At 69.6% G+C, this 24,536-nt stretch carries 28 protein-coding genes; 11 read left to right on the forward strand and 17 right to left on the reverse strand.

The features are described from left to right. Positions 1–8: 8 nt before the first annotated feature. Positions 9–1,364, reverse strand: a complete 1,356-nt coding sequence (locus tag AQJ64_RS19195; RefSeq protein WP_059202799.1) for an SGNH/GDSL hydrolase family protein — start codon at positions 1,362–1,364, stop codon at positions 9–11. Positions 1,365–1,547: 183 nt separating this feature from the next. Here AQJ64_RS19195 and AQJ64_RS19200 point away from each other — a divergent pair, with 183 nt between their 5' ends. After that, on the forward strand, positions 1,548–2,858 hold the full coding sequence (locus tag AQJ64_RS19200; protein WP_079061801.1) for a DUF445 domain-containing protein: 1,311 nt from the start codon (positions 1,548–1,550) through the stop codon (positions 2,856–2,858). A 24-nt stretch (positions 2,859–2,882) separates the two neighbouring features. Here the strand turns inward: AQJ64_RS19200 and AQJ64_RS19205 are convergent, their stop codons facing one another. Together AQJ64_RS19205 and AQJ64_RS19210 are read right to left on the reverse strand one after the other, a co-directional pair. After that, positions 2,883–4,364, reverse strand: coding sequence for an alginate lyase family protein (locus tag AQJ64_RS19205; RefSeq protein ID WP_244902670.1), 1,482 nt, complete (start codon positions 4,362–4,364; stop codon positions 2,883–2,885). A gap of 45 nt (positions 4,365–4,409) precedes the next feature. Further along, on the reverse strand, positions 4,410–4,859 hold the full coding sequence (locus AQJ64_RS19210; protein ID WP_055634246.1) for a hypothetical protein: 450 nt from the start codon (positions 4,857–4,859) through the stop codon (positions 4,410–4,412). A gap of 144 nt (positions 4,860–5,003) precedes the next feature. Here AQJ64_RS19210 and AQJ64_RS19215 point away from each other — a divergent pair, with 144 nt between their 5' ends. From AQJ64_RS19215 to AQJ64_RS51760, 4 genes are read left to right on the forward strand one after another with little or no spacing between them, the layout of a single operon-like run. Further along, the gene (locus AQJ64_RS19215) at positions 5,004–5,984 is read left to right on the forward strand and encodes a GlxA family transcriptional regulator (protein ID WP_079061781.1); all 981 of its coding nucleotides are present in this window, start codon (positions 5,004–5,006) and stop codon (positions 5,982–5,984) included. Between the two features lie 55 nt (positions 5,985–6,039). Continuing rightward, positions 6,040–6,537 carry a DUF2975 domain-containing protein gene (locus AQJ64_RS19220; RefSeq protein ID WP_055634245.1) on the forward strand — a complete coding sequence of 166 codons (498 nt, stop codon included), beginning with the start codon at positions 6,040–6,042 and terminating at the stop codon, positions 6,535–6,537. Next, positions 6,537–6,779 carry a helix-turn-helix domain-containing protein gene (locus AQJ64_RS51755; RefSeq protein WP_055634244.1) on the forward strand — a complete coding sequence of 81 codons (243 nt, stop codon included), beginning with the start codon at positions 6,537–6,539 and terminating at the stop codon, positions 6,777–6,779. The genes AQJ64_RS19220 and AQJ64_RS51755 overlap by 1 nt, the downstream gene beginning before the upstream one ends. After that, a complete protein-coding gene (locus tag AQJ64_RS51760) occupies positions 6,763–6,918 on the forward strand; it encodes a helix-turn-helix domain-containing protein (protein WP_240512629.1) in 156 nt (51 codons plus the stop codon). The genes AQJ64_RS51755 and AQJ64_RS51760 overlap by 17 nt, the downstream gene beginning before the upstream one ends. 12 nt (positions 6,919–6,930) lie before the next feature. Here the strand turns inward: AQJ64_RS51760 and AQJ64_RS19230 are convergent, their stop codons facing one another. The 4 genes from AQJ64_RS19230 to AQJ64_RS19245 all read right to left on the reverse strand — a co-directional run bounded on the left by AQJ64_RS19230 (position 6,931) and on the right by AQJ64_RS19245 (position 9,976). Further along, positions 6,931–7,233 carry a hypothetical protein gene (locus tag AQJ64_RS19230; RefSeq protein WP_055634243.1) on the reverse strand — a complete coding sequence of 101 codons (303 nt, stop codon included), beginning with the start codon at positions 7,231–7,233 and terminating at the stop codon, positions 6,931–6,933. A 144-nt stretch (positions 7,234–7,377) separates the two neighbouring features. Continuing rightward, positions 7,378–8,448 carry a CU044_5270 family protein gene (locus tag AQJ64_RS19235; RefSeq protein WP_055634242.1) on the reverse strand — a complete coding sequence of 357 codons (1,071 nt, stop codon included), beginning with the start codon at positions 8,446–8,448 and terminating at the stop codon, positions 7,378–7,380. Then, positions 8,445–9,083, reverse strand: coding sequence for an RNA polymerase sigma factor (locus tag AQJ64_RS19240; RefSeq protein ID WP_055634251.1), 639 nt, complete (start codon positions 9,081–9,083; stop codon positions 8,445–8,447). Before AQJ64_RS19240 ends, AQJ64_RS19235 begins: the two co-directional genes overlap by 4 nt. Positions 9,084–9,205: 122 nt before the next feature. After that, entirely contained in the window at positions 9,206–9,976 is a 771-nt protein-coding gene (locus AQJ64_RS19245; RefSeq protein WP_055634241.1) for a TioE family transcriptional regulator, read from the reverse strand. 70 nt (positions 9,977–10,046) lie between these two features. Between AQJ64_RS19245 and AQJ64_RS19250 the strand changes: the two genes are divergently transcribed. Beyond that, positions 10,047–11,282, forward strand: coding sequence for an erythromycin esterase family protein (locus tag AQJ64_RS19250; RefSeq protein ID WP_055634240.1), 1,236 nt, complete (start codon positions 10,047–10,049; stop codon positions 11,280–11,282). Here AQJ64_RS19250 and AQJ64_RS52065 read toward each other — a convergent pair. The 4 genes from AQJ64_RS52065 to AQJ64_RS19265 all read right to left on the reverse strand — a co-directional run bounded on the left by AQJ64_RS52065 (position 11,165) and on the right by AQJ64_RS19265 (position 13,076). Further along, positions 11,165–11,557: a DUF6879 family protein gene (locus AQJ64_RS52065; protein WP_159060301.1), complete on the reverse strand. Its 393-nt coding sequence runs from the start codon at positions 11,555–11,557 to the stop codon at positions 11,165–11,167. The two genes, AQJ64_RS19250 and AQJ64_RS52065, sit on opposite strands and share 118 nt — an antisense overlap. Continuing rightward, on the reverse strand, positions 11,554–11,940 hold the full coding sequence (locus AQJ64_RS19255; RefSeq protein WP_055634250.1) for a hypothetical protein: 387 nt from the start codon (positions 11,938–11,940) through the stop codon (positions 11,554–11,556). Before AQJ64_RS19255 ends, AQJ64_RS52065 begins: the two co-directional genes overlap by 4 nt. A 77-nt stretch (positions 11,941–12,017) precedes the next feature. Beyond that, positions 12,018–12,458 carry a glycine-rich domain-containing protein gene (locus tag AQJ64_RS19260; RefSeq protein WP_079061784.1) on the reverse strand — a complete coding sequence of 147 codons (441 nt, stop codon included), beginning with the start codon at positions 12,456–12,458 and terminating at the stop codon, positions 12,018–12,020. A 126-nt stretch (positions 12,459–12,584) separates the two neighbouring features. Next, positions 12,585–13,076, reverse strand: a complete 492-nt coding sequence (locus AQJ64_RS19265; RefSeq protein WP_055634239.1) for a hypothetical protein — start codon at positions 13,074–13,076, stop codon at positions 12,585–12,587. A 167-nt stretch (positions 13,077–13,243) separates the two neighbouring features. On the opposite strand from AQJ64_RS19265, the gene AQJ64_RS19270 reads away from it, so the two are divergent. The 3 genes from AQJ64_RS19270 to AQJ64_RS19280 all read left to right on the forward strand — a co-directional run bounded on the left by AQJ64_RS19270 (position 13,244) and on the right by AQJ64_RS19280 (position 18,788). Next, entirely contained in the window at positions 13,244–14,470 is a 1,227-nt protein-coding gene (locus AQJ64_RS19270; RefSeq protein WP_157880942.1) for an NsdA family TPR-like regulatory protein, read from the forward strand. Then, positions 14,467–15,036: a GNAT family N-acetyltransferase gene (locus AQJ64_RS19275; RefSeq protein ID WP_055634237.1), complete on the forward strand. Its 570-nt coding sequence runs from the start codon at positions 14,467–14,469 to the stop codon at positions 15,034–15,036. The genes AQJ64_RS19270 and AQJ64_RS19275 overlap by 4 nt, the downstream gene beginning before the upstream one ends. A gap of 209 nt (positions 15,037–15,245) precedes the next feature. After that, positions 15,246–18,788, forward strand: a complete 3,543-nt coding sequence (locus AQJ64_RS19280) for an nSTAND1 domain-containing NTPase (RefSeq protein WP_055634236.1) — start codon at positions 15,246–15,248, stop codon at positions 18,786–18,788. 21 nt (positions 18,789–18,809) lie between these two features. Here AQJ64_RS19280 and AQJ64_RS19285 read toward each other — a convergent pair whose 3' ends face one another. From AQJ64_RS19285 to AQJ64_RS19290, 3 genes are all read right to left on the reverse strand, one after another. Next, positions 18,810–19,109 (reverse strand): NIPSNAP family protein, encoded by a 300-nt coding sequence (locus AQJ64_RS19285; RefSeq protein ID WP_055634235.1) that lies wholly within the window; start codon positions 19,107–19,109, stop codon positions 18,810–18,812. A gap of 104 nt (positions 19,110–19,213) precedes the next feature. Further along, positions 19,214–19,411: a DUF397 domain-containing protein gene (locus AQJ64_RS46110; RefSeq protein WP_079061785.1), complete on the reverse strand. Its 198-nt coding sequence runs from the start codon at positions 19,409–19,411 to the stop codon at positions 19,214–19,216. Continuing rightward, the gene (locus AQJ64_RS19290) at positions 19,412–20,257 is read right to left on the reverse strand and encodes a helix-turn-helix domain-containing protein (RefSeq protein ID WP_055634234.1); all 846 of its coding nucleotides are present in this window, start codon (positions 20,255–20,257) and stop codon (positions 19,412–19,414) included. Between the two features lie 217 nt (positions 20,258–20,474). On the opposite strand from AQJ64_RS19290, the gene AQJ64_RS19295 reads away from it, so the two are divergent. Beyond that, complete coding sequence (locus AQJ64_RS19295) at positions 20,475–21,107, forward strand: ATP-binding protein (RefSeq protein WP_063788730.1); 633 nt, start codon at positions 20,475–20,477, stop codon at positions 21,105–21,107. Here AQJ64_RS19295 and AQJ64_RS19300 read toward each other — a convergent pair. Next, positions 21,104–21,853 (reverse strand): HNH endonuclease, encoded by a 750-nt coding sequence (locus tag AQJ64_RS19300; RefSeq protein WP_055634232.1) that lies wholly within the window; start codon positions 21,851–21,853, stop codon positions 21,104–21,106. The genes AQJ64_RS19295 and AQJ64_RS19300 overlap by 4 nt on opposite strands. 161 nt (positions 21,854–22,014) lie before the next feature. Here AQJ64_RS19300 and AQJ64_RS19305 point away from each other — a divergent pair, with 161 nt between their 5' ends. Next, positions 22,015–23,235: a DNA cytosine methyltransferase gene (locus AQJ64_RS19305; RefSeq protein WP_055634231.1), complete on the forward strand. Its 1,221-nt coding sequence runs from the start codon at positions 22,015–22,017 to the stop codon at positions 23,233–23,235. On the opposite strand, the gene AQJ64_RS19310 is transcribed toward AQJ64_RS19305, so the two are convergent. Together AQJ64_RS19310 and AQJ64_RS19315 are read right to left on the reverse strand one after the other, a co-directional pair. Next, complete coding sequence (locus AQJ64_RS19310) at positions 23,236–23,745, reverse strand: very short patch repair endonuclease (RefSeq protein WP_099053966.1); 510 nt, start codon at positions 23,743–23,745, stop codon at positions 23,236–23,238. Further along, entirely contained in the window at positions 23,739–24,533 is a 795-nt protein-coding gene (locus tag AQJ64_RS19315) for an NgoMIV family type II restriction endonuclease (protein WP_063788729.1), read from the reverse strand. Before AQJ64_RS19315 ends, AQJ64_RS19310 begins: the two co-directional genes overlap by 7 nt. Positions 24,534–24,536: the final 3 nt, after the last annotated feature.

Consider the following 24,536-nt stretch of genomic DNA (forward strand, 5'->3'; position numbering starts at 1 on the left):
CCGCGGCACTAGGTCCTGACGGCTGAGCCCTTCAGGTCCGCCAGGTCCGCCAGGTCCTCCAGGTCCAGAGCCTGCGCCATCGTGCGGTAGCCCAGGTCGCTGGGGTGGAGGTGGTCCCCCGAGTCGTACTCCGGGCGCAGGCTGCGGGGGTCGTACGGGTCCCGCAGGGCCTTGTCGAAGTCGACGACCGTGTCGAACACCCCGCCCTCGCGGATCGCGTCGTTGATCCGCCGGCGTACGTCCTCGCGGGCCGTGCTGTAGCCGCGGTGGCCGTGGAAGGGGGTGAGGGTGCTGCCGACGACCTTGATGCCGTGGGCGTGGGCGCGGTCGACGAGGGTGCGCAGACCGGCCACGATCGCGTCGGGGTCGGCGCGGCCCGGGTCGCGGAGGATGTCGTTGACGCCGAGGTCGACGACGACGGCCTTGACGTTCGTCCGGCCGAGGACGTCGCGTGCGAAGCGGTGCAGGCCGCTGGCGCCGCGGCGGGGGTCGTCGGCGAGGACCCGGTTGCCGCTGATGCCCTCGTTGACGACGCCGTAGCGGGGCGTGTCCGCGCCGGAGCGGGCGGCGGTGCGCAGCCGGTCGGCGAGGACGTCCGGCCAGCGGCGGTCGGCGTCGGCGGTGGCGGTGACCCCGTCGGTGATGGAGTCGCCGAGGGCGACGACGGTGCCGTCGGCCTCCGGGCCGAGGACGTCGAGCGCGGTGAGGTAGCGCCAGTGGGCGGTGGTGCCGGTGTAGGCGGTGCCGCTCTCGTCCTCGGTGTGCTCGCCGTCGGCGACATAGCTGGTCTGCCGGGCGTGCGGGTGGTAGGTGACCGGGCCGGAGGAGGCGGGGGTGTAGGTGCTGACGACGACGTCGGAGTCGTACGGGACGGCGACGGGGACCGGGTCGCTGACGGTCTGGCCGCCGGGCGGGACGGTGACCGTGGCGGCGCCGCCGAAGGTGAGCCGGCGCAGGGTGCCGGGGGCCGTCGCGGGGCCGTGCCGGCCGGCCGCGACGGCGAGGGTGGCGTGGGTGACGGTCAGCGGGCGGGTGCCGTAGAGGTTGGACAGCGTGACGCGGGCGCTGGTGCCGCCGACGCTGGTGTGCACGACGTTGCGGACCGTGCGGCCCGCCATGCCGGTGGTCTCGGTGCCCGGTTCGCCGCCGACGGGGGCGGTGCCCCAGGTGCCGACCCACACCCCGGTCGAGGCGGGCGCGGCCGACCCGGCCCCGCCGGGGGGTGCCGCGGGGGCGGCGAGGGCGCTGCCGGTGCGCGGGCCGGGGCCGTGGTCGGCGGCGGCGGCCGCGTAGATGGCGGCGGACAGGGCCACGACGAGTGCGACGACCGCGCACAGCAGTGCATAGCCCTTGTGCCTGGTCATGCCGGTCTGGTTCTCCTCGGTGCGGGAGCGTGCGGCTCCGGCGGACAGCGCAGGAGGTCACCGTCGAGATCCCCCGTACGAATGACGTCGGGAACTCCTGTTCCGTTCCGGGAGTCGGTCAAGCAGGGACAATATTTGCGTGCGGGACACGGGGGACCGGGGAACGGGGAACGGGTGGAGTTGATGGATCGTACGGATGCGGTACCGACCGGGAAGACCCCGGCGCGCGCGATGACCGTCTTCAGCGCCGCCGACGAGGAGAAGCGGCGCGGCGTACGGCGGATGAAACTGACCGCCGCCGGGCTGCTGCTGTTCGTCGCCGTGGTGTACGGCCTCGCGGAGTGGGCGTCCCACCAGGGCGCCGGCCCCTGGGCGGGGTATGTGGCCGCGGCCGCCGAGGCGGGCATGGTGGGCGCGCTGGCCGACTGGTTCGCGGTCACCGCCCTCTTCCGCCGTCCGCTGGGCCTGCCCATCCCGCACACGGCGATCATCCCGAACAAGAAGGACCAGCTGGGTGTCTCGCTGGGTGAGTTCGTCGGGGAGAACTTCCTCTCCGAGGACGTCGTACGGCAGCGGCTGCGCGCCGTCGGCATCGGCACCCGGCTCGGTTCCTGGCTGGCCGAGCCGGAGCACGCCGACCGGGTCACGGCCGAGCTGGCGACGGCCCTCAGGGGTGCCCTGACCGTGCTGCGCGACTCGGACGTCCAGGCGGTGGTCGGCGAGGCGATCACCCGGCGCGCCGACGCCCAGGAGATAGCGCCGGGCATGGGCAAGATGCTGGAGAAGATCGTCGCGGACGGCGGGCACCGGCGGGCGGTGGACCTCGTGGTGGCGCGGGCCTACGACTGGCTGGTGCTGCACGGCGACTCGGTGATGGACGCGGTGGAGGGCGGCGCCCCCGGCTGGACGCCCCGTTTCGTCGACAAGCGGATCGGCGAGCGCGTCTACAAGGAGCTGCTGCGCTTCTGCGCCGAGATGCGGGACATGCCCTCCCACCCGGCCCGGGGCGCCCTGGACCGCTTCCTCGGCGACTTCGCCTCCGACCTCCAGTCCGACACGGACACCCGGGCGCGGGTGGAGCGGCTCAAGGGCGAGGTGCTGGGCCGGGGCGAGGTCCAGGACCTGATCGCGTCCGCCTGGACCGCCGTACGCTCCATGATCGTCGCGGCGGCCGAGGACGAGCGCAGCGAGCTGCGGCTGCGGGTGCGGGCCTCGCTGCTGACGCTGGGCGCGCGGATGGCGACCGAGCCGAAGGTGCAGGAGAAGGTCGACCGCTGGGTGGAGGGCGCGGCGGTGCACGTCGTGACGACGTACCGGAAGGAGATCACCTCCCTGATCACCGACACGGTGGCGGGCTGGGACGCGGAGCACACCACCCGCAAGATCGAGGCCCACATCGGCCGCGACCTCCAGTTCATCCGCATCAACGGCACGGTGGTGGGCTCCCTGGCGGGCCTGCTGATCTACACGGTGGCACGGGCGCTGGGGGCGTAGGCCGTACGGCCGGGGAGGGCCTGCTCAGCTTCCCGCGCTGCCCCGGTTCCGTCGGCGCAACAGCAGCAGTCCCCCGGCGAGAGCGGTGATCCCGGTGGCGGCGGTCCAGCCGACGACCTCGGTGGATCCGGTGGCGGCGAGGTCGCGGCTCCTGCCGTTCTTGTCGCCACCGGCACGCACCGAGGGCGTACCCGACGGCTCCGAAGCGGTGGCCGATGCCGATGCCGACGCCGACGCCGACGGTGCGGCAGAACCGCCGGAGGCGACGGTCACCCGGTCCCGGGTGAACGCCAGCGTCCCGAACCCCAGCTGGTCGTACCCCCCGCTGTTCGGCCCGTAGTCCCCGCCCCCGCCCTCGGGCGCCGCCTTCGCCGCGATCTGCGTGAGATACGGCGCCGACAGCCCCCGCCGCTTGGTGTAGTGGTTGGCGATCATCGCCCAGATGGGCCGGGTCATCGCCGGGTCCACCCCGGCCGCGGCGGACGCGGTCTCGCTCCCGGACCACCCGTTCACGGCCCCCTTGCGACGCGTGTTGGCGGTGTACGCGACCTTCCCGCCCATGCACCACTTGGCCACGTACTGCGCGCCCTTGAGGAACCGGCTGTCGTCGTACCCGTACAGGTCGATGCCCTGGTTCCACGCCATCTCGCACACGGTCCCCATCAGCCCCACCCCGAGCAGCGCGTGCCCCTGGTCGCGGCCGGCCTCCAGCCACTCGGCGAGGCCGTCCTCGTGGACGACGGGGATGGCGTTCTTCACGGAGCCGAGTCCGGCGCCGTGCCGGAAGTACTCCACGGCCTGCTCGACCTTGGCGCTGTCGTCGCAGAAGATCCCGGTCGCGAGGACGCAGGCCATGGCGGTGAGGTCCCAGTTGGTCCAGTAGTTGGTGATGACCGCGCCGTTGTGGCTGACGAGGAAGCTCTCGCTGAGCGGCGAGAACACGGTCCGCAGCATCTTCTGGAAGCGTTCGCGTTCGAAGTCGGGCCGGTCGCGGACGAGTTCGGCGGCGTTGGCGGCCTGGTAGCCGTACAGCCCGGCGGCCAGGAACCGGTCGGCGGACCCCGCGAGCGAGGTGAGCGTCCCGGACCAGGCGTTGAGGATGGCGACGGCGGTGTCGGCGTGCGCGGTGTCGCCGCCGACGTGGTAGCGCAGTCCGTTCTGGTAGGCGGCGGCGAGGTCCTTGTAGAGCAGCGCGTAGTTCTCGGGCGAGCCCGATCCCCGGTACACGGTCGCCTGCGGGCGGGGCGTCCAGCCGCTCTGCGCGCGTCCGTTGGCGGTCAGCCTGGCGTATCCGGCGGTGTAGGGCGCGGCGCCCGCCTTCACCTTGGCGGCCATCCGGTCCAGGTCGGCGCGGGTGTGCAGCAGCCCGGGGTGGGCGTAGCCCGCGGTGCTCGCGGCGCTCGTCGAGGGGGCCGCGGTGACACCGAGGGCGGTGGCCCCGGCGGCCACCCCGGCGGCCTTCAGCATCCCGCGGCGGCTGATCTGGAGAGGTCGAGTCAGGTGCATGCCCGAGGAGACGGACGGCGTGCCGCGGGATAACGAAAACCGGCCCTACACCCCGGTGGTCGACCCCGGCCGGACGATCATCAGCACCGTCACCGTCGCCCACAGCAGGTTGAAGATCCCGGTGAACATGGCGAGCCGGACGGTGGTCTCCGGCGCGCCCCCGCCCTCGGCCAGGACCTCCTGCCGGGGCAGGACGAGGACCAGCAGCACCCCGGCGGCCAGCACGGTCAGCACGGTCGACGCGATCAGCCAGGTGTCGCCCATCACCCCCATCGCGCCCGCCGTGGCGAACCCGAACACGGGGACGGCGATGCCGACGGCCGCGTACACCTGGCAGATGCGATGCAGCAGCCGTACGGTCGCGCCCGCGCGTTCGTCGTCGGGCGCCGCCAGGAAGCGGCGGGCGGCGGGCGGGAACATGCTGGCGGCGACGGTGACGGGACCGACGGCGACGATCGCGGCGAGGACATGGACGGCGAGCAGGAACTTGGTCACGGCCCGACGCTAGGCGGCGCGGTGATCACGGAGAAGTGGCGGGACTGCCAGGGACCGACGGATTCTCGCCGACGGTCGACCGGTGTGCCCGGGGTCGCCGCAGCCCCGATCGGCGGGAATCCGTCGTATGCGTACGCTCTCGCCATGCACACCGTGGTCGTACTGGCACTGGACGGGGTCGTCCCCTTCGATCTGTCCGCCCCGATCGACACCTTCGGCTGGGCCCGGCTGCCCGACGGCCGGGAGGCCTACCGGGTGCGGGTCTGCTCACCCGAGCCGGGCGGGGAGGTGCGGGCGGGGGCGTTCACCGTGCGCGCGCCGTACGGCCTTCAGGCGCTCGCGGAGGCGGACACGATCGTGCTGCCGGGGGTCGCGCAGCCGCCGGAGGTGCTGCCGCCGGGTGTCGCGGAGGCGCTGCGCGAGGCGGCGGCGCACGGCACGCGGATCGCCTCGATCTGCGTGGGCGCGTTCCTGTTCGCCGCGACCGGCCTGCTGGACGGCCTGCGCGCGACGACCCACTGGATCGCCGCGCAGGACCTGGCGGCCCGCTACCCGCGGGTCACCGTCGACCCGAACGTCCTCTACGTCGACAACGGCCAGTTCCTCACCTCGGCGGGCGCTGCCGCCGCCCTGGACATGTGTCTGCACATGATCCGCCGGGACCACGGTTCGGCGGTCGCCGCGCACGCGGCCCGGATGTCGGTGATTCCGCTCGAACGGGAGGGCGGCCAGGCCCAGTTCATCGTCCACGAGCTGCCGCCGGCGCCCGCCGGGGCCACTCTGGAGCCGCTGCTGTCCTGGCTGGAGGACCACTGCGCACAGGACTTGACGCTGGACCTGATCGCGGAGCAGGCCGGCATGAGCAGCCGTACCCTCCACCGCCGCTTCCGTGAACAGACCGGCACGACCCCGTTGCAGTGGCTGCACCGGGCACGGGTGCGGCGCGCGCAGTACCTGCTGGAGACGACGGCCCACCCGGTCGAACGGATCGCCGCCCAGGCGGGCTTCGGCTCCCCGACGGCGTTCCGGGAACGCTTCCGCCGCGTGGTGGGGACGAGCCCACAGGGGTACCGGAGGTCGTTCCAGAGGTCGTTCCAGGCAGGGGCGGACGCGCATCCGGCGTAGGGAGTTCCCCTAGAGAGCTATTGAATTTCGATAGGTCTCGATCGACAATCGATAGATGCATCGACTCTTCGTCGCCGCGCTGCGCGCCGGCATCGTCGCCGCCTTCCTGGGCGGCCTCTTCGGTCAGATCGTCGTCGTCCCCGGTACGGCGGCCGACGAGGTCGACCGGTTCCCGCCGTACGAGCCCTTCGCCCTGCCCTACGCCACCGTGGCGATCCTCGGGATCGTGTGCGTCCAGGTCGTGCTCGTCGCGATGTGGATGCTGCTCGGCATGATCGAACGCGACGCGATCTTCACCGCGCGGGCCTTCCGCTGGGTCGACGTCATCATCGGCGCCGCGGTCGCCGCCACCCTGCTGGCGCTCGGGGTCACCGGCCATCTGGCCTTCGCCGACATCCCGGCGCCCGACGGCGCCATGCAGATCATCGGCGCGCTCGGGGCGGCGGGGCTGGCGGTCGGGGTGGGCGCGGCGTTCGCGATGCTCGTCGTCGTGATGCGCGGGCTGCTGCGCAAGGCGACCGACCTGCAGACCGAGATCGCCGAGGTGGTCTGATGGCGATCGTCGTCGACCTCGACCTGCTGCTGGCCAGGCGCGGCCTGTCGGTGGGCGAGTTCGCCGAGGCCGTCGGCATCACCCCCGCCAACGTCGCCGTACTGAAGAACGGCCGCGCCAAGGCGGTCCGCTTCACCACCCTCGACGCGATCTGCCGCACCCTCGACTGCCAGCCCGGCGACGTGCTGCGGTGGGTACCGGACGAGGGTGCGGAGGGTGCCGAGGGTGCGGAGAGCTCCTGAGGGTTTCCCGGCTCAGCCCTGCCGGTCCGCCACCGCCCTCGACGCGATCTGCCGCACCCTCGACTGCCAGCCCGGCGACGTGCTGCGGTGGGTACCGGACGAGGGTGCGGAGGGTGCCGAGGGTGCGGAGAGCCGCTGAGGGTTTCCCGGCTCAGCCCTGCCGGTCCGCCACCGCCCACGATGCCAGCGCGACCGCACCCGCCACCCCGAACACGGCCGGCCAGGCGCCCACCTTCTTCGCCAGCGGATGCGACCCGGCGAAGGCGGCGACATACGCGGCGCCCAGCGCCCCCGCGGCCTTCCCGCCCGCCCGCTCCCGCCACTGCTGCGCGGCAGCGGCGCCCGCGACGGCCAGCACCACCCCGCCGAGCTGCCGCTTCTTCGTCCACCGGGCCACCCCGTACCCACCGACGAGCCCACCGGCCGCGATCACCGCGCTGGGAACCCTCGCCATGCCTGCCTCCTCCGCAAGGTCGTTCTCTTCGTTGCGCTATACCGCTTCTGCGCCATCGCGCCATCGCGCCATCGCGCTTTTGCGCTTCCTCGCTACGAGGCTAACCACCCGTACTCGACGCGCGGGCCCTGACCCCGGCCGGCGTCAGCTCCGCGAGACCCGCCGCCGCCCACTCGGCTCCTGGCCCCGCTTGTCCACGACGGCTCGTTCCAGCACCGCGCTGGTGAAGAGGACCGCCCCCTTCCGGCCCCGCTTGGTGTCCCGGCTGAAGACGGTGCGTTCGCCGAGGTAGTCGAGGGTCGTACGGTCGAAGATCCACTCCGTACGGGTCCCCGCGGCGGTGTCCACGCGGGCGATGGCGATCCCGTGCCGTCCCGCCGCGTCGACGGCGTCGGGCAGCTCGGTCACACCGGGAATGCGGGCGGCGGCCCGGTAGATGGCGGCCGCGGTGGCGGAGGGCAGGATCTGCTCCCCGATGAGGTCGCCGATCCGGTCGAAGACGACCTGGTCCCGGTCCCCGTCGTCCTCGCCACCCGGCGTCCGCGCGTAGAGCAGCTTCAGCAGCGCGGCCGGATCGGTGGGCAGGGAGGCGAGCCAGGCGTAGGTGGGCCGTTCGATCCCGGCCGGAAGCCCGGCGTCCTTCGGATCCGTGCCGTCCGGCACGCCCACCTCGATCGGCCAGTCCTGCCCGTACTCGCGGATCAGCCCGACGTCGATCGTGGACTCCTCCCGCTGCGAGAACCACACCTGCCGTTCCCGCAGCTTCCCCAGCTTGACGGGTCCGTCGAAGACACCCTCGTTGTCGGCCGTCCTGCTGCGCACATACACGAACTGGTCCTCGCCCACCGGCGTGACATCGGTCCGCAGGGCGACGGCGGCGATCCGGCCGAGAGTCACGGCGGCGCTACGGCTCCCCCCTCCCGTACTGCCACTGCCGGCACCGGGCCGAGCGGCCGCACCGCCGCCGTCCTGCCCCGCACCGATGCCGACGGTCAGCCCGGCGGCCAGCGCGACGGCGACGGCCCCCGCGACAAGAGCGGGGGCGAGAGCGGGCCTCGGGAGCCGCAACGGCGAGGTCCGACGGCGGCGATCCCGGTCGATGAGCTGCATCAGTACGTCCTTGTGGTGAGAGTGACGCTCAGCAGGAAGCCCCCGCTCGACAGGAACGACCGGCAGCAGCCGGCTCAGTTCCTCCCGCTCTTCGTGCTCGTTCATCGGGCTTCCTCCTGAAGGGGCAGGGCCACGAACGCGGCCTCGCTCTCTACCTCTCCGCGACGCACGATCGGTTCCATGAATCCCCTACGGGACTTTTCCGCCGTACGTTCCTCCTGCTCCACGAACGTCCGCAGCCGCGCCCGGGCCCGCGACAGCCGCGACCGTACGGTCCCCACGGGCACCCCGAGCGCCTCTGCGGCCTGGGCGTAGTCGAGCCCGCCCCACACGCACAGCGCGATGACCTCGCGTTCGTGCTGCCGCAGCCGCCCCAGCACCCGCCGTACCTCGGCGAGGCGCCGGGTGTCGTCCACCCGCCCCGCGACGTCCTCGGCGAAATCGTCGACCGCCTCCTCGGCGGGACGCCGCGCCAGGAAGGCGAGCCGGCGCCGCAGACTCCGGTGGGCGTTGCGCGCCTTGTGGGTGGCGATCCCGAACAACCAGGGCCGCAGTGACCCCCCTTCGGCCTCCACGTCCTCCCGCCCCCGCCAAGCGGCCAGGAACGTCTCGGACATGACCTCCTCGGCCGCCGACCAGTCGCCGGTCAGCCGCAGGGCATGGTGATGGACGGCCGTGGCGTACAGCTCGTACAGCTCGGCGAACGCCTCACGTTCCCCGTCCCGCACCCGCCCGCGCAGCCGCCCGTCGTCGTCATCGTCGGACCTCACAGATCTCACACCTGTACCTCTCCGGGCCGAGGGACCGGTTCCCGTGGCGTGGCTCACAGCCGGAAGGCCGCCATGAGCGGCGGTACGGGAGGTCACCGCCCTCCCGCCGCCCCGCCCCGGGATCCGTTCGCCCGCAGGTACGCCTCCAGCTCGGCGGCCCCGGCCACCAGCGCGCGGCCACGGGCGGACAGCCGCCCGTGCCAGTCGCGCAGGGCGGACTCCAGCGGCTCCAGCCCGCCGGCCGCCCGCACCCGCGCGATCAACGGCGCGATCTGCTCCAGCAGATGGCCGCCCCGCCTGAGCTGATGGGCCAGCCGGGCATCCCGTACGTCGGCGTCGTCGTAGACCCGGTACCCGGTCCGCGGGTCACGCCGGGGCCGCACCACCCCGGCCCGCTCCCAGGCCCGTAGCGTCGCGGGCCGGATCTGCAGCTTCCGCGCGAGCGGCCCGATGAAGGTCGTACCGCCTCCGGCGGCCATGCCTGCCGACGCGGCCCTGCCCTCCACGGGCTGGAGCTGGAGCTCCCGAAGGGCACTCTCCACGGCCTCGAGAGTCCGGCGATCGTCGAGCAGCTGGGCGTGACTCTCGTCGATCAGCCGAAACGCCTCGGCCTCCGCCCCCTCGTTCACGGCCTGCATGATCGCCGCGGCCGTCCGATGACCGTGCCCCGGCACCAGCGCGAGGAAGGCCCGCAACGCCGCCGCGTGCAGCGGGGTGTACGTGCGATAGCCGTGCGCGGTCCGCCCGGCGGCGGGAAGGATCCCGTCCTCCTCGTAGTTCCGGACGGCCTGGGTGGACAACCCGTGCTCACGCGCCAGATCGACCGGCCGAAGCCGCCCACTCGTTTGAAACTCTCGCCCCATGCCCTCTGCTGCTTCCGCCGCTTCCTTCACCGAAAGTCTCAACCGAAAGTTCAACGATAGCGTTGAAGGCATGGCGACGACCGACATCAAGGACACTGCCCATCCCGTGGACGCGCCCTCCGTGATGAGGCTGCTCAAGCGCCGCCCGAGACTCCTCGCCCTGGGCGAGCCCGCCCACGGCGAGGACCCTCTCCTCCACCTCCGGAACGACCTCTTCCGCGGGCTCGTGGAAGAGGGGGGCTACCGGACGATCGCGCTCGAGACCGACTGCCTGGCGGCCCAACTGGTCGACGACCACGTCACACGGGGCACCGGCACCCTCGACGAGGTCATGGAGCACGGCTTCACCCACGGCTTCGGCGCGTCGGCGGCCAACCGCGACCTGGTCCGCTGGATGCGCACCCACAACGCCTCCCGCCCCACCACGGACCACATCCACTTCGCCGGCTTCGACGGCCCACTGGAGATCACGGGCGCCGAAAGCCCCCGCCGCGCCCTGACCGCACTCCACACCTACCTCGCACCGCGCGTGGCCCCCGACCTGCTCCCCGCCGCGTCCAGACTGGACGACCTCCTGGGCCCGGACACCCTCTGGACCAACCCGGCAGCGATGCTGAACCCGAAGGAGTCACACGGACTCTCACCCGAGGCGAAGGAACTCCGCCTCCTGACAGACGACTTGACGACCCTTCTCGCCACACAGGTGCCTGCGCCCGGACCCAGGGAGACCTGGACCCGAGCCCACCTGCACGCCCGCACGGCCACCGGCCTCCTCCGCTACCACGCGGCCATGGCCACCCTCTCCGAGGACCGCATGGCCCAACTCCTCGCCCTACGCGCCCGCATGATGGCCGACAACCTCCTGGCCCTGACCGAACACACCCCCACCCTGGCCCACGCCCACAACGCCCACCTCCAACGCCCCCGGAGCACCCTGCACATGGCAGGCCGACACCACGCCTGGTGGAGCGCGGGCGCCCTGGTCGAAACCCACCTGAACCAGGACTACGCCTTCCTGGCGACAGCCCTGGGCACGATCCCCCACCGCGGGGTGACCACCCCATCCCCGACCACCCTCGAGGGCCTGCTGTACGACTTCCCGGACACCCTCTACCTGATCGACGCCCCGCGCTTGAGCAAGGCCCTGCACGACCGCCCGCCGACCCTCCGAGTCTCGCCCTACTACGGCTACGCGCCGCTGGACCCGTCCCACGTGGCCTCGCTCGACGGGATCGTGTTTCTCAGGGACATCCCCCAGACCCAGCCTGGCAAGGGCGGGACGGGCCGATCCCAGGGCGGCCGATAGGCGGAGTGAGGTACGCCAAGCCCCCGGACCGACTCTGCGGCGATGTTCAGTCCGTCGGTCACCTCGTACTCGAACCGGATGTACTGGCTCACCGGCTCGGACACAATGCGAGCCCGCCGCACCGTGACTCCCCGGCCCGCCACCTCCGAAACCACGGCAAGCAAGGAAGAACTGGACACTGATCCGCTCGCTGGACCACACCTCCCAGCCTGTACGAGGTGGTTGTCCGTCCTCCCGTCCAGGTACACCGCGGGCGGACCACTGCTCGGGCTCATGGGATCATCCTTGCCGAGCCCGGCAGTGCGATCCGCCCGGTCATGAGGACTTCGTGGTTGGCGAACAGCGCGTCGAGCGCGAAACGGCGCCGGATGAGCGCCGTCCACTTGGCGTCCGCCAGATCGATGTACGTCTTGACCATGCGGGCGCGGCTTGCCTGTGTGAGGATCCAGCGAGCCTGGTCCGCACCCTGGGTGCGACCGCCGAGATCACGGGCGAGGCGCCACAGCTCGTCGCCGTCCGCCTGTTCGTCCACAACGGTGACGAGCCCGATGTCCCCGAGCCCGCGCGCGTCGCTGGACTGGGTCGTGTACGCGACGGTGAGTCCTTCGAGGGGGAACACGGTCACGCGACTGGTCGCGGTCAGCTCGGTGAGGGACACGAGGGCGAGTCCGTTCTCGCGTGGGAGGAGCGGGCCGACCACAGGACGGCCGACCCGCAGTGATTGGCGCTCGGGACTCAGCAGCCGTCGCCGTCCCCGCAGCAGGCCGGTGGGTTGCAGTCGGCGGCCGTACCCCACAGCCGTTCATCGACCTCGAACCCGGCCGCGCGCAGGCGGCCGACGACATCTACCATCAGCCCGCGCGTACGGACCTTGGCGTTCGGCTGGTGATGCAGGTAGTAGCCGAAACTGCGCTCACACCAGTCGGCGTACCAACCGGTGTGCAGGATGAGCGTGTGCCAGCCCGGGTCGATCTGCTGCGAGGGCGCCATGTTCGCGCCCTCACCGCTTGTCCCCATCACGTGGACGAGCGCGAGCGCCTGGTCGATGACCTGGTCGGCGACACAGCGCTCCAGGCCGTACTCGTCGGCACAGAACGCGGCGAGTGTGTCGAACTCGGCGTCGGTGACGAGGGAACGGCCGGTGCGGGGTCGGGTGGCGACGGCGGTGGGGGTCATCGGATGGCTTCCTTCGAACTGGTGGTGCTACTGGACGAGGTCAGACAGAAGGTGTTGGCGGGGAGTAACAGGGGTGTGTGGATCACTGATTCACCTCACAGTGGGGGTGGGGTCGATGGAGCGAGATCACTCCGGCTCTTCCGGAGCGAGTTGTCGCCTCCCGGCGTCGACGAGTTCGCGCACGAGCTGGGGCCTGCACAGGTCACCGTCGTAGCGCGGTGGAACGACCCAGTAGGTTCCCGGCGGCTCCAGCCGGTCGAGACGGGGGACGCCCAGATATGTGTCGCCGTACAAGCAGGGCGCCGCTTCGGCGTAGTCCCAGACCAGGCCGGCGTGCCACTGAATGAGCACGTAGTACGTCGGTCCCGTGGTGCGGTGATCGTGGATGACGGGCCCCTGCAACCGCTCCCGCAGGGCGACGGCCACCTGGCCGGGCTCCTCGCAGCCAATGGCGGCGTGCACGAGTTCACCCGGCAGCCGTACCGCCGCGAACAGCGTGCTGAGCGGGAGCAGCGCCACGTCCTGCAGCGACCACTCGGTGTGGGCCTGCTGCGGCACCGGATGCGCCCGAGCGAGCCACTCGGAAGTCAGTCTGTACTGGTCGGCTGACGTCAGCACCGTAGCTCCCTCGTCGATTGAGCCGTTCACGTTCACGAGGAAACCGCAGGCACCCTGTCCGTCATCAGGACAGAACTGGGGAAGCTGCGTGCCGCCGACCGGACAGTTTCACCTGGCGGCGTTGGCCGGTAGGACTACCTTCGAAGAAGAATTGATGGGGGCACGAAGTGAACAGCAGGCGGAACACGTCTCTCGAAGCGCTGTTAGCGGAGTTCGGCTTCACCCATGAACAGCTCGCTGACGAGGTGAACAGGACAGCTGAGCACCTGTTCGCCAAGCCCGCCAACTGCACGGACCGTCACGTGCGCCGTTGGATCGCAGGCGATGTTCAACGGCCGTGGACTCAGTATCTTCTTCCACTCCAGGAGATTTTCGGCCGAGGCCCAGAGGCCATGGGGTTCCTGGAGCGCAAGTCGTCGAAACCCCTCCCCACCCCAGCGGGACCAGTGCCGGTGAGGAATCCGGACGCCTTGCAGCGCCGCACATTCATCGCCGGGGCTCTCGTCGCCACGCTCGGCATCGATCAGACGCCGGGGCACGGCCGTCTCGGCTCCAGCGACATCGAAAGGATCCAGGGGACGATTTCCCGGCTCGACGCACACTTCAACGGGCTCGGTGGCGGCGCCCTGATCGACGTGGCGGTCGAGTACCTGATGCGCCTTCGGCACGCCCTGGATCACTGCGTCTACGGAGAACGCGTCGAACGTGCACTGAACCGGGCCATGGCTGAAGTCGCGGCGTGCGCAGGCTGGTCGGCCCACGACTGCGGGCAGCACAAGAGAGCGGCCCAGCTACGGAACGAAGCACTCCAGGCCGCGCTGCTGGCCCGCGATCCAGTCTCTGTGACCAGAGCCTGGTCCGACCTTGCTGCGCAAGCCGAACACGCGGGGCGACCCGCTGAAGCAGCTCGGATCAACCGTGCCGCGCTGTCCGAGCGGCACGTGCGAAACCACCCGCTGCTTTCTTCGCTCCTGCACTCACGGCTTGCCGATTGCCTGGCACAGACCGGCGACCCCAAAAGCATGGGCCGCCATCTGGCCGCCGCCGAACGTACCTACGACCGCGTGGAGGTGACCGGCACCCCAAGTTGGCTGCGCTTCCTCACCCATGCGGAGTTGGCTGGCCTCGCGGCCATCGCCCACCAGAGCGCCGGTCAGTACGTCCACGCAGAAGGACACGCGACGCGCACCCTCGGTCTTCTCGACGAACGCTTCACCCGCAACCGCGCCTACTACACCGTGCTGCTGGCCGAACTCCAGGTTGTCCAGGGCGAATACGAGAGGGCGTCGGCGACAGCTTCCAGCATCCGGATGGACGTTGTCTCCAGCACTCGCATCGCTGCCCGTCTTGAACGCGTCACGCAAGTCATCCGCTCTCAGGGAGGACGCACATGACCACGCACACCGAACTCGACCTGCGGCACTACGGACACGGTGACGCGCGCTCGATCCGCGAGCTCCTCCTGGACATCCACGACGAGGTCTACGCGGGCAGCGACGATCCGCTTGCCGGACGTGATGCCTTTGCCAGGTTCGTGGACCACTGGTCCGCCAACAAGAGTTTCGCTTGCGTACTCGCCCGTGACCCGGAGCAGCGGCCCGTCGGATACGCCTACGGTGCTCCGCTCAGTCCGTCCACGACATGGTGGACCAAGGTCTCCCCGCCTCTCCCCGCCTCTTTCGTCACCGAGACCGGGACCCGTACGTTCGCCCTGTCCGAGTTGATGATCCGAATGCCATGGCGCGGTACGGGCGCGGCTCGACGCATTCACGACGAGCTGCTCGCCTCCAGAGGAGAGCAGCGGGCGACGTTGCTCGTACACAAGGACCACGTCAAAGTCGTCGCTCTGTACGAGACCTGGGGATACACGCTGGTCGGTGAGGCGGTGCCGTTCGAGGGAGCCCCTCAGCTGTGCGCCATGGTCCTTCCGCTCGCGCATCCACAGGAGGGGAACATGTGAAGGTTCCCGTGGACGTGGCCCCGGCTCCGCCGCGCATGGCCGAAACCCATTCGCACCGTTGAGCGCGCCTGCGAAGCCCCAGAAGATGGTCATGAGCAGGAGCGGGAGCGGAATGACACAACGCCGGGTTTTCGAGTCCGGGGAAACGGGGGCTGAGCGGTGCTGGCTGGTGACGACGCGGTCGTGAGTGGTGGCCGATGAGGAACCGTATGCAGGTCGCGCTCCAGGTCATGCTGGCACTGGTCGCCTGCTTGCTTGGGATCGCCACCAACTACGCGACCAGCACCGACGATGTTCCCTGGGTGCTGGAGGCGATTCAGCGGTTCTCCGTTCCGGCCATCGGCCTGCTGATCGTGGCCCTGGTGGTCGGGCAGGTCGTCGTCTACCGGCTGGAGAATCCCGCGCCGGCCCGGATCGACTGGCCGCGTGACCGGGTCCCGTACCCGGGACTTGACGCGTTCGACGAGGACGAGGCCGCCGTCTACTTCGGCCGGGAGACACAGGCCGCCGAACTGACCCGCAGGCTGCACGCCACCACGACCCGCCCCGCGGAACGGTTCCTGGTGCTGGTCGGGGCGTCCGGGAGCGGCAAGTCCTCGCTGGTCAGGGCCGGAGTGATGCCCAGGCTTCGGGAACGCCGCTGGACCGTCGTACCGGCCTTCGCCCCGGGCCTCAACCCGCTGGGCGCCCTCGCGGGTGCGCTGGCGGCCGCCGCCGACGGGCAGGAACCGGCGAGCGCCGTACTGCGCAGGCTGCGCCAGGGGCCGGACGCTCTACGAACCGAGCTGTCGCGGCTGCGCGGCGGCCGGTTCCGGCGGATACTCCTCGTGGTCGACCAGTTCGAGGAGGTCGTCACCCTGGCGGGGGAACGTGAACGCGCCCAGTTCCTCAACGCGCTGCGTACCTGCGTGGAACAGGACCCGGCGGTCCGCGTTCTGGTCACCCTCCGGGTGGACCTGCTCGGCAGGCTCCTCGGCACCGGACAGGCTGACCTCCTTCAGCACCCCGTCGCCATCGGCACAATGGGCAGAGCGCAGCTCGTCGAAGTCGTGAAGAGCCCCGGGGCCCTCGTCGGCCTCGGCTTCGAGCCCGGAGTCGTCGACTCCATCGTGAGCGAGACCGGGACGGACGACGCACTACCGCTGCTCGCCTACCTCCTCCAGGAGTTGTACTTCGTCGCGGGGCCTGGCGGGACGGTGACCGAGGAGCTGTACCGGCGGCTCGGTGGCGTACCCGGCGCGCTGGCGCGTCAGGCGGACAACGCCGTGGCCGGGCTCGGGGCGGGCGTCGGCATCGACTTCGTCCTCCGCGTCCTGCTCAGGTTCGTCACCGTGGAGGGCCAGGACGTGGCCCGCCGTCATGTGCCGCTGTCCGAACTCGACGAACGGGACCGCCATGTCGTCGACGCCTTCGTCGAGGCGCGGCTGCTGCGCACCGACGTCACGGGCGGCGGCTCCGCAACTGGTAGCGAGCCCTGCGCGCAGGTGACACACGAGGCCCTCTTCCGTCAGTGGGCCCCGCTGCGGCAGGAGGTCGAGGCGCGGGCCGAACGGCTTCGCGAGCGCGCCGAACTGGAGCGGTGGGCGGCCGACTGGGAGCGGGCCGGACGCAGCGACGACTACCTCCTCACCGGGGAACGCCTCACGGCTGCCCGGCGCTGGCTCGAAGCACTGGAGGAATCCGGGCAGGCGTCCGCACCCGCCCGCGCGCTCGTCGAATCCTCGCAGCGCCGCGACCTGACCTTCCTGAGCCGGGTCTCCGACAGCATCGGCCGACAGGTGCTTCTTCACGCGGAGAGCGAACCGGAGCGCTCCCTGCTGCTCTCGCTCGCCGCACTCGGCGAGTGCACGCCCACGCCATCGGCCAGGCGCGGGCTGATGGCGGCGCTGGCGGCGAGTCACCTCCGCTCCCGGCTCGACGGACACACAGACACCGTCCGGCACGTCGCCTGGTCCCCGGACGGCCACAAGCTGGCTACGGCGTCCAGGGACGGCACCGGCCGCGTTTTCGACGCGCACTCCGGACGTCCACTCCTGGTACTGCCGTGCGACGGCGTCATGGCCGAGTCCGTCGCATGGTCACCGGACTCGGCGAGGGTGGCAACCGTCGGCCGTGACCGTGTCGTTCGGATCTGGGATGCCGCCTCGGGGGAGCCGGTCCGGCTGCTCACCGGCGCCGGAGACCTCAACAGGCAGGTGGCCTGGTCGCCGGACGGCCGCCATGTCGCGGCGGGCTCCAAGGACCGGACCGTACGGGTCTGGGAGCCCGATACCGGGCGGCTCGTGCACGAACTGCACGGGCACGGCGAGGATGTGTGGGGCGTTGCCTGGTCACCGGACGGCAACCGCCTCGCCTCCGCCTCCCACGATCAGACCGCGATCGTGTGGGACCTGACGACCGGTACGGCGGCCACCACACTCACCGGCCACTCGGACTTCGTCGAGGGCATCGCCTGGTCACCGGACGGACGGCACATCGCCACCGGCTCCGGGGACCACACCGCCCGCATCTGGGACGCCGGGACCGGCGACCTGCGCCTGCTGCTGCGAGGACACACCGACTACGTGTGGAACCTGGCCTGGTCGCCGGACGGGCGGATGCTGGCCAGTGCCTCCTCCGACCGCACGGTGCGCATCGTCGGCACCGAGGACGCCAAGGTCCTGGCCGTGCTGCGAGGCCACGCCGACACGGTGTGGGGCGTCACCTGGTCACCCTGCGGGACCATGCTCGCCACGAGCTCCACCGACGGCAGCGGCATGGTGTGGGACCTGCGCCCGCGTGGCGCCGAAGCCGTACTGGCCGACGGACACCGCGGCCCCGTGAACCAGGCCGCATGGTCCGGCGACGGCAGCCGTTTCGCCACGGCCTCGGACGACGGCACCGTACGGGTGTGGGACGCGGTAACCGGTGTTCCGGCCGGGCCGGTGATCGAGGGGGAAGACCGGGCCTGGGCCGTTGCCTGGGCTCCGCAGGGGGAACGGCTCGCGTTCAGCGCCAACGACGGCCTGTTCCGGATCGTCGCCGGGCGTGGCGGCACGCTGTTCGAGCGACACGGCGAGGTCATCGAGGGCTGCGCCTGGTCTCCGGACGGCGGCCGGGTCGCCACCGGTGGCCACGACGGTGCCGTGCGTGTCCTGTCCGCGTCGGACGGGACCGAGCTGCTCAAGCTGACGGAACACCAGGACTGGGTGGGCCGTGTGGCCTGGTCGCCGAGCGGACGGCTGCTCGCCAGCTGTTCCGACGACCGTACGTGCCGACTGTGGGACATCGGGGAGGGGCTGCAGTTCACCGTGCTGCGCGGCCACGACAACTACGTGGAGGACGCCGCCTGGTCCCCGGACGAGTTGAGGATCGCCACCGCTTCCGGCGACTGGACGGCCGCCGTGTGGGACGTCGCCACCGGACGGCGCATCGAGGCGCTGAAAGGGCACGAGGGACGGCTCCGCGCCGTCGCCTGGTCGCCCGACGGCCGGCACATCGCCACGGGCGCGGACGACCGCACCGTACGTGTCTGGTCCGCCGCCTCCTTTGAGGAGATCGCCGTCGTCGGTGTGCACCAGGACAAGGTGACCTCCGTGGCCTGGTCCCCGGACGGCACACTGCTGCTCACGGGCTCGGCCGACGGGACGGCGCGCGTGTGGCGGGCGGAGCCGGACCACGACCAGCTGGAGGCGACCGCCCGGGGAAGGGTCTTCCGTACCCTGACCCGCGAGGAACGGCGGCAGCATCTTCTGCCGCTCGACCCCGCGTGACCGCTTGAAGCAGTAGATGAATCAGTAGACCGATTCCACCGTGCGCTCCTCGGTGCGGACAAGGTAGTCGTCCGGGTCCAGGCCCATGGCCTTGCGCTCGGGCGACGCCCAGTACAGCGCGTTGCGCTCGGCGAACGTCTCCGGACCGTCGTACGAGATCAGCCAGACGAACTGGCTGTGCTCCCGGTCCACCCAGGCCCCTCCGATTGCGAACCCCAATTCCAGCCGCAACGGCACGATTTCCTCCCGCCACCGCTCCACCCACTCGTCGAGCAGGCCCTCCCGGACGGTGTACGTACGCAGCTGTGTGGTCTTCGGCATGCGGATATCCTCTACGACCTTGGAGGCGGAGAGGGGTCGGATTTCTGGTCGCTCTCAGGACGCTCCGCCCGTCAGCTCTGACCGTTGAGGCAAGCCCTCAGCGATCACGGCACCGAATTGCCCACGAACCTGCACCAGGCGTCGGCCGATACCTTGACATGAGGGCCGCCTGGCGCCTTGGAGTCCCGCACTAGCACCCCTGACGGAACGAAAGCAGCCTCCACGCACTCAGTCGTGTTACCGCCGCTGTGCGACGACTTGAACCAGACAGGCTCGGAGACAGGCTGGGGACCGGCAGACATTCAGAGCTCCTTGCGGGCGCGGTGGATCATGGCGGAGGAAGCTTCCATGTCCAACGCTTGCGCCAGGAGGTACTCGAACGCAAGTCTGTATCGCTCCAGTTCCTCGTCCTTTTCCAGGAAGAGGGAACCGGTGTGGAAGTCGACGTAGACCACATCGAGCGCCGGCTCGGGGCCACCGATGATGACGAAGCTGCCCAGCGCCGCGGCGTGGGCCCCCTTGGCGAAAGGCAGTACCTGAAGCGTGATGTGAGGAGACTCGTTCGCTTCGAGAAGCCGGTCGAGTTGCTCCCGCATGGTCGTAGGTGAACCGACGACACGCCGGATCACGGACTCGTCGAGGATCGCCCACAGACGTAGCGGCTTCGGGCGGGTGAGAATCTCCTGCCGCTTCATACGGATGTCGACCAGGTGCTCGATTTCCGGCTGCTCCAGGGGTACTTCGTTGGCCTTCTGAAGCGCCGTGCTGTACGCGCGCGTCTGCAGAAGGCCAGGGACGTAGACACACCCGAAGTGACTCTCGCGCACAGCTTCGTCCTCAAGCGTGAGCAGCAAGTTCATGCTCTCTGGGATGGAGTCCGCGAAGGAACTCCACCAGCCTTGCTGTTTAGCGTTCTTGGCGATGCCGACAACAGCGTTGCGCTCGGCATCGGTTGCCCCGTACTCACGGCACAACGCATCGACGACGAGCCACTTGACCGGTCCGGCCTGGGTTTCGTACCGGCTGACCGTCGCCTTTGACACGCCAACGAGCTGCCCGGCTTCCTCCAGGGTCAGCCCTTTGCGGGCGCGCAACTTGCGCATCATCGCTCCAAGTTGGCGGCGACGGGTGGTGGTCCGTTCGGACATGTGGCTCCTTCGCCATGGGCCGGGCTGCGGGCCCGGAGATCCCCATCAGGCTAGGCAGCCGAGGTGCCAGGCGACGTCAGATTCACCCGATGGATTCTCGTGAGAAGTTACACAGCGAGATTTCTCCGTGCCATGCTTGCTCTTAGATCGCTACGCAGTGCAGTCGTACGGATACGGCAGGCGCAGCATGTGCGTGGCCTGGGAGGGAGGAGTAGTCGTGTCCGGCTACGAAGTCACCGAACCCCGACTCCGCTGTGTTCTGCCTTTCGAAGCGGTGCCGGCGGAAGTGGGTCTTCTTCGGAGAGCGGCCGTGAAGCAGCTGAGCCAATGGGGGATGCCGGTCGCAGTCGACGAGGCAGAGCTGCTCGTCACGGAGCTGGCCACCAACGTCGTCAAGCACGTCGGCGAAGGCGTGTCAGCAGCCCTGATCCTTGAGTGGAGAGGAGAGCGGCTCCGACTCGAAGTCCATGACAAGAGCCGGACACCGCCGTCACCGAGGACGCCCGACAGCGATGACGTGTGCGGCAGAGGCCTGCACCTGCTGGCGTCACTGGCGGTCGATTGGGGCACAGCGCTGACGGCGGCAGGGAAAGCGGTCTGGTGCGAGATCGCGATGGGCACGGGATCTGCCTGCCGACGCATCGAGCGGGCCGCGGCTGCGCTTGAGAACTACCCAGGCACCGGTAGGGGCAGCGCGCTGCAGAGGAGAGGGCGTGACGCGGGCCTTACCGAGTCAGCGGTCGAGCTGATCGCAGACCTGCTCCACTGGACCGCTGCCCGCGGCCTCGACCCGGATGACGTCCTCGACCGTGCGCAGATGCACTACGAAGCCGAAGCGGACGCGGCCTAGTGGGTGTCATCCGATGCGGACTTGCGCATCCACTCCCGCAGGGCGGCCGGGGTGCGCCAGGATTCTCCGGGACGGCACCTGTGACACATGCGGTGGCAGTTGGCGCAGACGCATGCGAGGTCGTCGAGCTTGGTCTCCCGTGTTCCGGAAGTGTGGAGGGGAGTGACGTGGTGCACTTCGATGTATCCCTCGCCCAGCTCTCCGTAGGTGTGGGCGAAGTCAAAGTTGCAGACCTCACACCGCAGAGGTCCTCCGCGTCGCCGTACCTGGTCGATCTTCCGAGCGCGGAGCTTCGGGTTCCGCTCGCGGGCGAGGGCCCGGCGGACGAGAAGGCGTCCCTCGACGGCACTGACACCCAGCTCGTCGACTTCGTCGGGCTGTGGGGGGATGAGATGGAACTCACCCGAGCTGATGCCGTCTTCGACGGCTCGGGCGGCCTGGAGCATCTCGGCCTCACGTTCGGTGAAGGCGTCGATCATGAGCAGCGTGGGCTTGCCGCACCGGGTGGCCTTGCCTGTGTAGTGCCTGTGGTTGCTCGCGAAGTCCGTGGTCTTGCGGCTGACACTGTCGGGGGACCGGAAGCTGGGCAGGGCGAGTACTTCCGGTTCGTGGATCGGCAGCGAGCGGAGGAGCTCCGACAGCTCTCGTACCTCCGGGTCGTTGGTGCGCAGCTCCCGCCAGCCGTTCTTCACGACGAGCGCCCCAGCGAGCAGCAGCTCGTCCTCAGTCCACGCAGGTATCCGCATGAGCCATATCGTATGAGTGTTCGGTGCGGCGGAGGGTGCGTTCAGCGAACCGCGGGGCGTGCTGCACACTGGGTGGGGTCTCGTTGTCAGTGGGGTCTGTCACCCTCAGTGATGGTGGATTGCAAGATGAGTCTGCCGCTGTACGGCTGTAAGGAGGGGGCATGACCCGCATGAAGGAACCTGAGGGCGTCACCGCGGTGCCGAGGGAGCCTGAGTTCACGTCGATCGAGATCTGCGCAGGGGCCGGCGGACAGGCCATTGGCCTGCATCAGGCGGGCTTCGGTCACCTCGCTCTGGTTGAGATTGACCAGCACGCGGTGGAAACGCTCAGTCTGAACATCGAAGACCATGAGGTGTGGGCCTGGGAGCGCGAGCACTGCGACGTCCTGGCGGCTGACGTCAAGGAGTTCGAGCCTTACCGGGACTTGCGCAAGAGCGCTGACCTGCTGAAGCCGGACGACCTAGATCTCCTGGCCGGCGGTGTTCCATGTCCCCCGTTCTCGCACGCAGGTAAGCAGCTCGGTAAGGACGACGAGCGAGATCTCTTTCCCCGCATGCTGCGGCTGGTTGAGATCCTCAGGCCGCGTGCGGTGATGATCGAGAACGTTCGCGGGATCATGGACCCGAAGTTCTCGGACTACCGCGACTGGATCAAGGCGAGGCTTGAGGGCGGTACCTACCGGGCCGAAGACGGCCAGCTCGCCACAGAGGAAGGGCTCGGCTACACCGTCAGCCGGTGGGACGTTCTGGAAGCCAGTGACTTCGGCGTTCCCCAGCTTCGTCCTCGCGCCATCCTTGTCGCCTTCCGGGACGACGTGATCAAGGACCTCAAGTACGAGTGGCCCACACCTACACATGAGGACCCGGTCAGCGTTGCGGTGAGCCTTGAGCCATCCATGCGTGAGCGTTTCGGGCGGTATTTCGACGGGGCTCAGTCAACGCTGGCACACGAGCGATTCGATCGGTGGCTCACCAGGGCACGCGAACGCGATGCCGAACTCAAGGGCAAGGGGGGAGGCATTGCGCCTACCCTTGTCGGCGGATCGAAGAAGCATGGTGGTGCAGACTTGGGCCCCAGTCGCGCAAAGGCGGCCTGGAGGAACCTCGGTGTCTCCGGCATGGGTGTCGCCAACGACATCGACACTTGTGTAGAGAAAAAGACCGAGGGCCGCGATCTGTTCGGCCCCGATGGGCCCATGCTTACGGTGCGGCAGGCCGCAATCATTCAGGGCTTCCCCACCGAATGGGACTTCGCGGGCGGCAAGACTGCACAGTACCGGCAGGTCGGTAATGCATTCCCGCCGCCTGTGGCCAAGGCGGTTGGTGAGTCGATCATCGAGGTGCTGAAAGCAGCTCGGGAGCGCGACCAGAAACAGGCCTGATCACCTGCTCGCGGTCCCCTTCCGTGCTGCACTGCGGTGCCTCTCGACCTCGGCTGCGATGCGTGCCGCGCAGTCTTCCGAAGGCTCGTGTTCCCAGAACCGGAGCACCGTCCAGCCGGCCTCCGTCAGGCGCTGGTCGGTGTCCCGGTCGCGGGCCATGTTCCGGGCCACCTTGTCTGACCAGTAGCCCGGGTTGGTCTTCGGTGGTACGTAGTGCTCTGGGCAGCCATGCCAGTAGCAGCCGTCAATGAAGACCGCTACCTTCGCCGGCCCAAAGACCATGTCAGCGGTCCGGCGAAGACCTGGTAGGGGCTTGGCGGCGACGCGGTAGCGCAGGCCCTGGGCATGCACCAGCTTCCGGATCAGCCACTCCGGCTTGGTGTCCCGGTTGCGGATGGCCTGCATGTTGCGGCGCCTGGCTGCAGACGAGGCCCACGAACCCTCCGGAGGCACCCAGTCTCCTGCTGGGTCGGCCTGCGGTTCGTTGCTCTGTGTCGGACGCGTCACCATCGGATCAGGGTCTCCGCTAGTCGTTCGTAGGGGAGTATCCGTCGCAGGTTGACACACTCTTCCCAGTCAGCGAGCTGTTTTTCATTACCCACCCTCCTCACCGCCTGGTCAAGCGCGTCGTAGGCCACGTGGTATACCGCGTCCAGTTCACCGGTGCCGCGGGCAATGGCCACTATGCGTGAGGGAAGTGGTTCGGCTGTTACGGTGATCAGATGCGGCTGCCTGCCCCGGCGGTGGCGTATGAGTCCATTGAACTCGTGCCGGATGTTCTGTACGCGGTCCGAGCGGATGGTCCACTTGCAGGAGATGGCTGCATGCAGCCACGGAGCCCCGCCCATGAGCCCTGCAGAGTCGTCCGGGATGCTCACCGTGATATCGGGCGTGACCATGTAGTCCGTACCGATGGTTGCCCGGAGCTCAGGGCTTTTTTCCATCAGTTCGTCAATGGCGCCAAGGTGTGCGTACTGGGCGAACCCCTTAGCGGGGTTCCCCCGCTCGACCATCCACTCGCTGGTTGTCTCACGCTGCTGAAATTGCATGCGGAGATGGTCAAGGACGGCTACTTCAAATCGTTTTCCTGGATTTTCGCGGGGCGGCCGGATCCGATCCTGTCCGACGTTTAGGAAGGACATCATTTCTATCGCCAGATCGATGGACTGGTCGTTTCCTACGTCAACGATATTGGGAACCAGCTGCTTCTGCTTCTTACTGTCGGGATTTCGCCAGCCGAACACATCGGTAGGAAGTGAAGTGCTGGGGAGCTTCGAAATCGGCAGAATGGATTTCATAGT

The organism is Streptomyces griseoruber, from assembly GCF_001514205.1.
Classification (GTDB): Bacteria; Actinomycetota; Actinomycetes; order Streptomycetales; family Streptomycetaceae; genus Streptomyces; species Streptomyces griseoruber.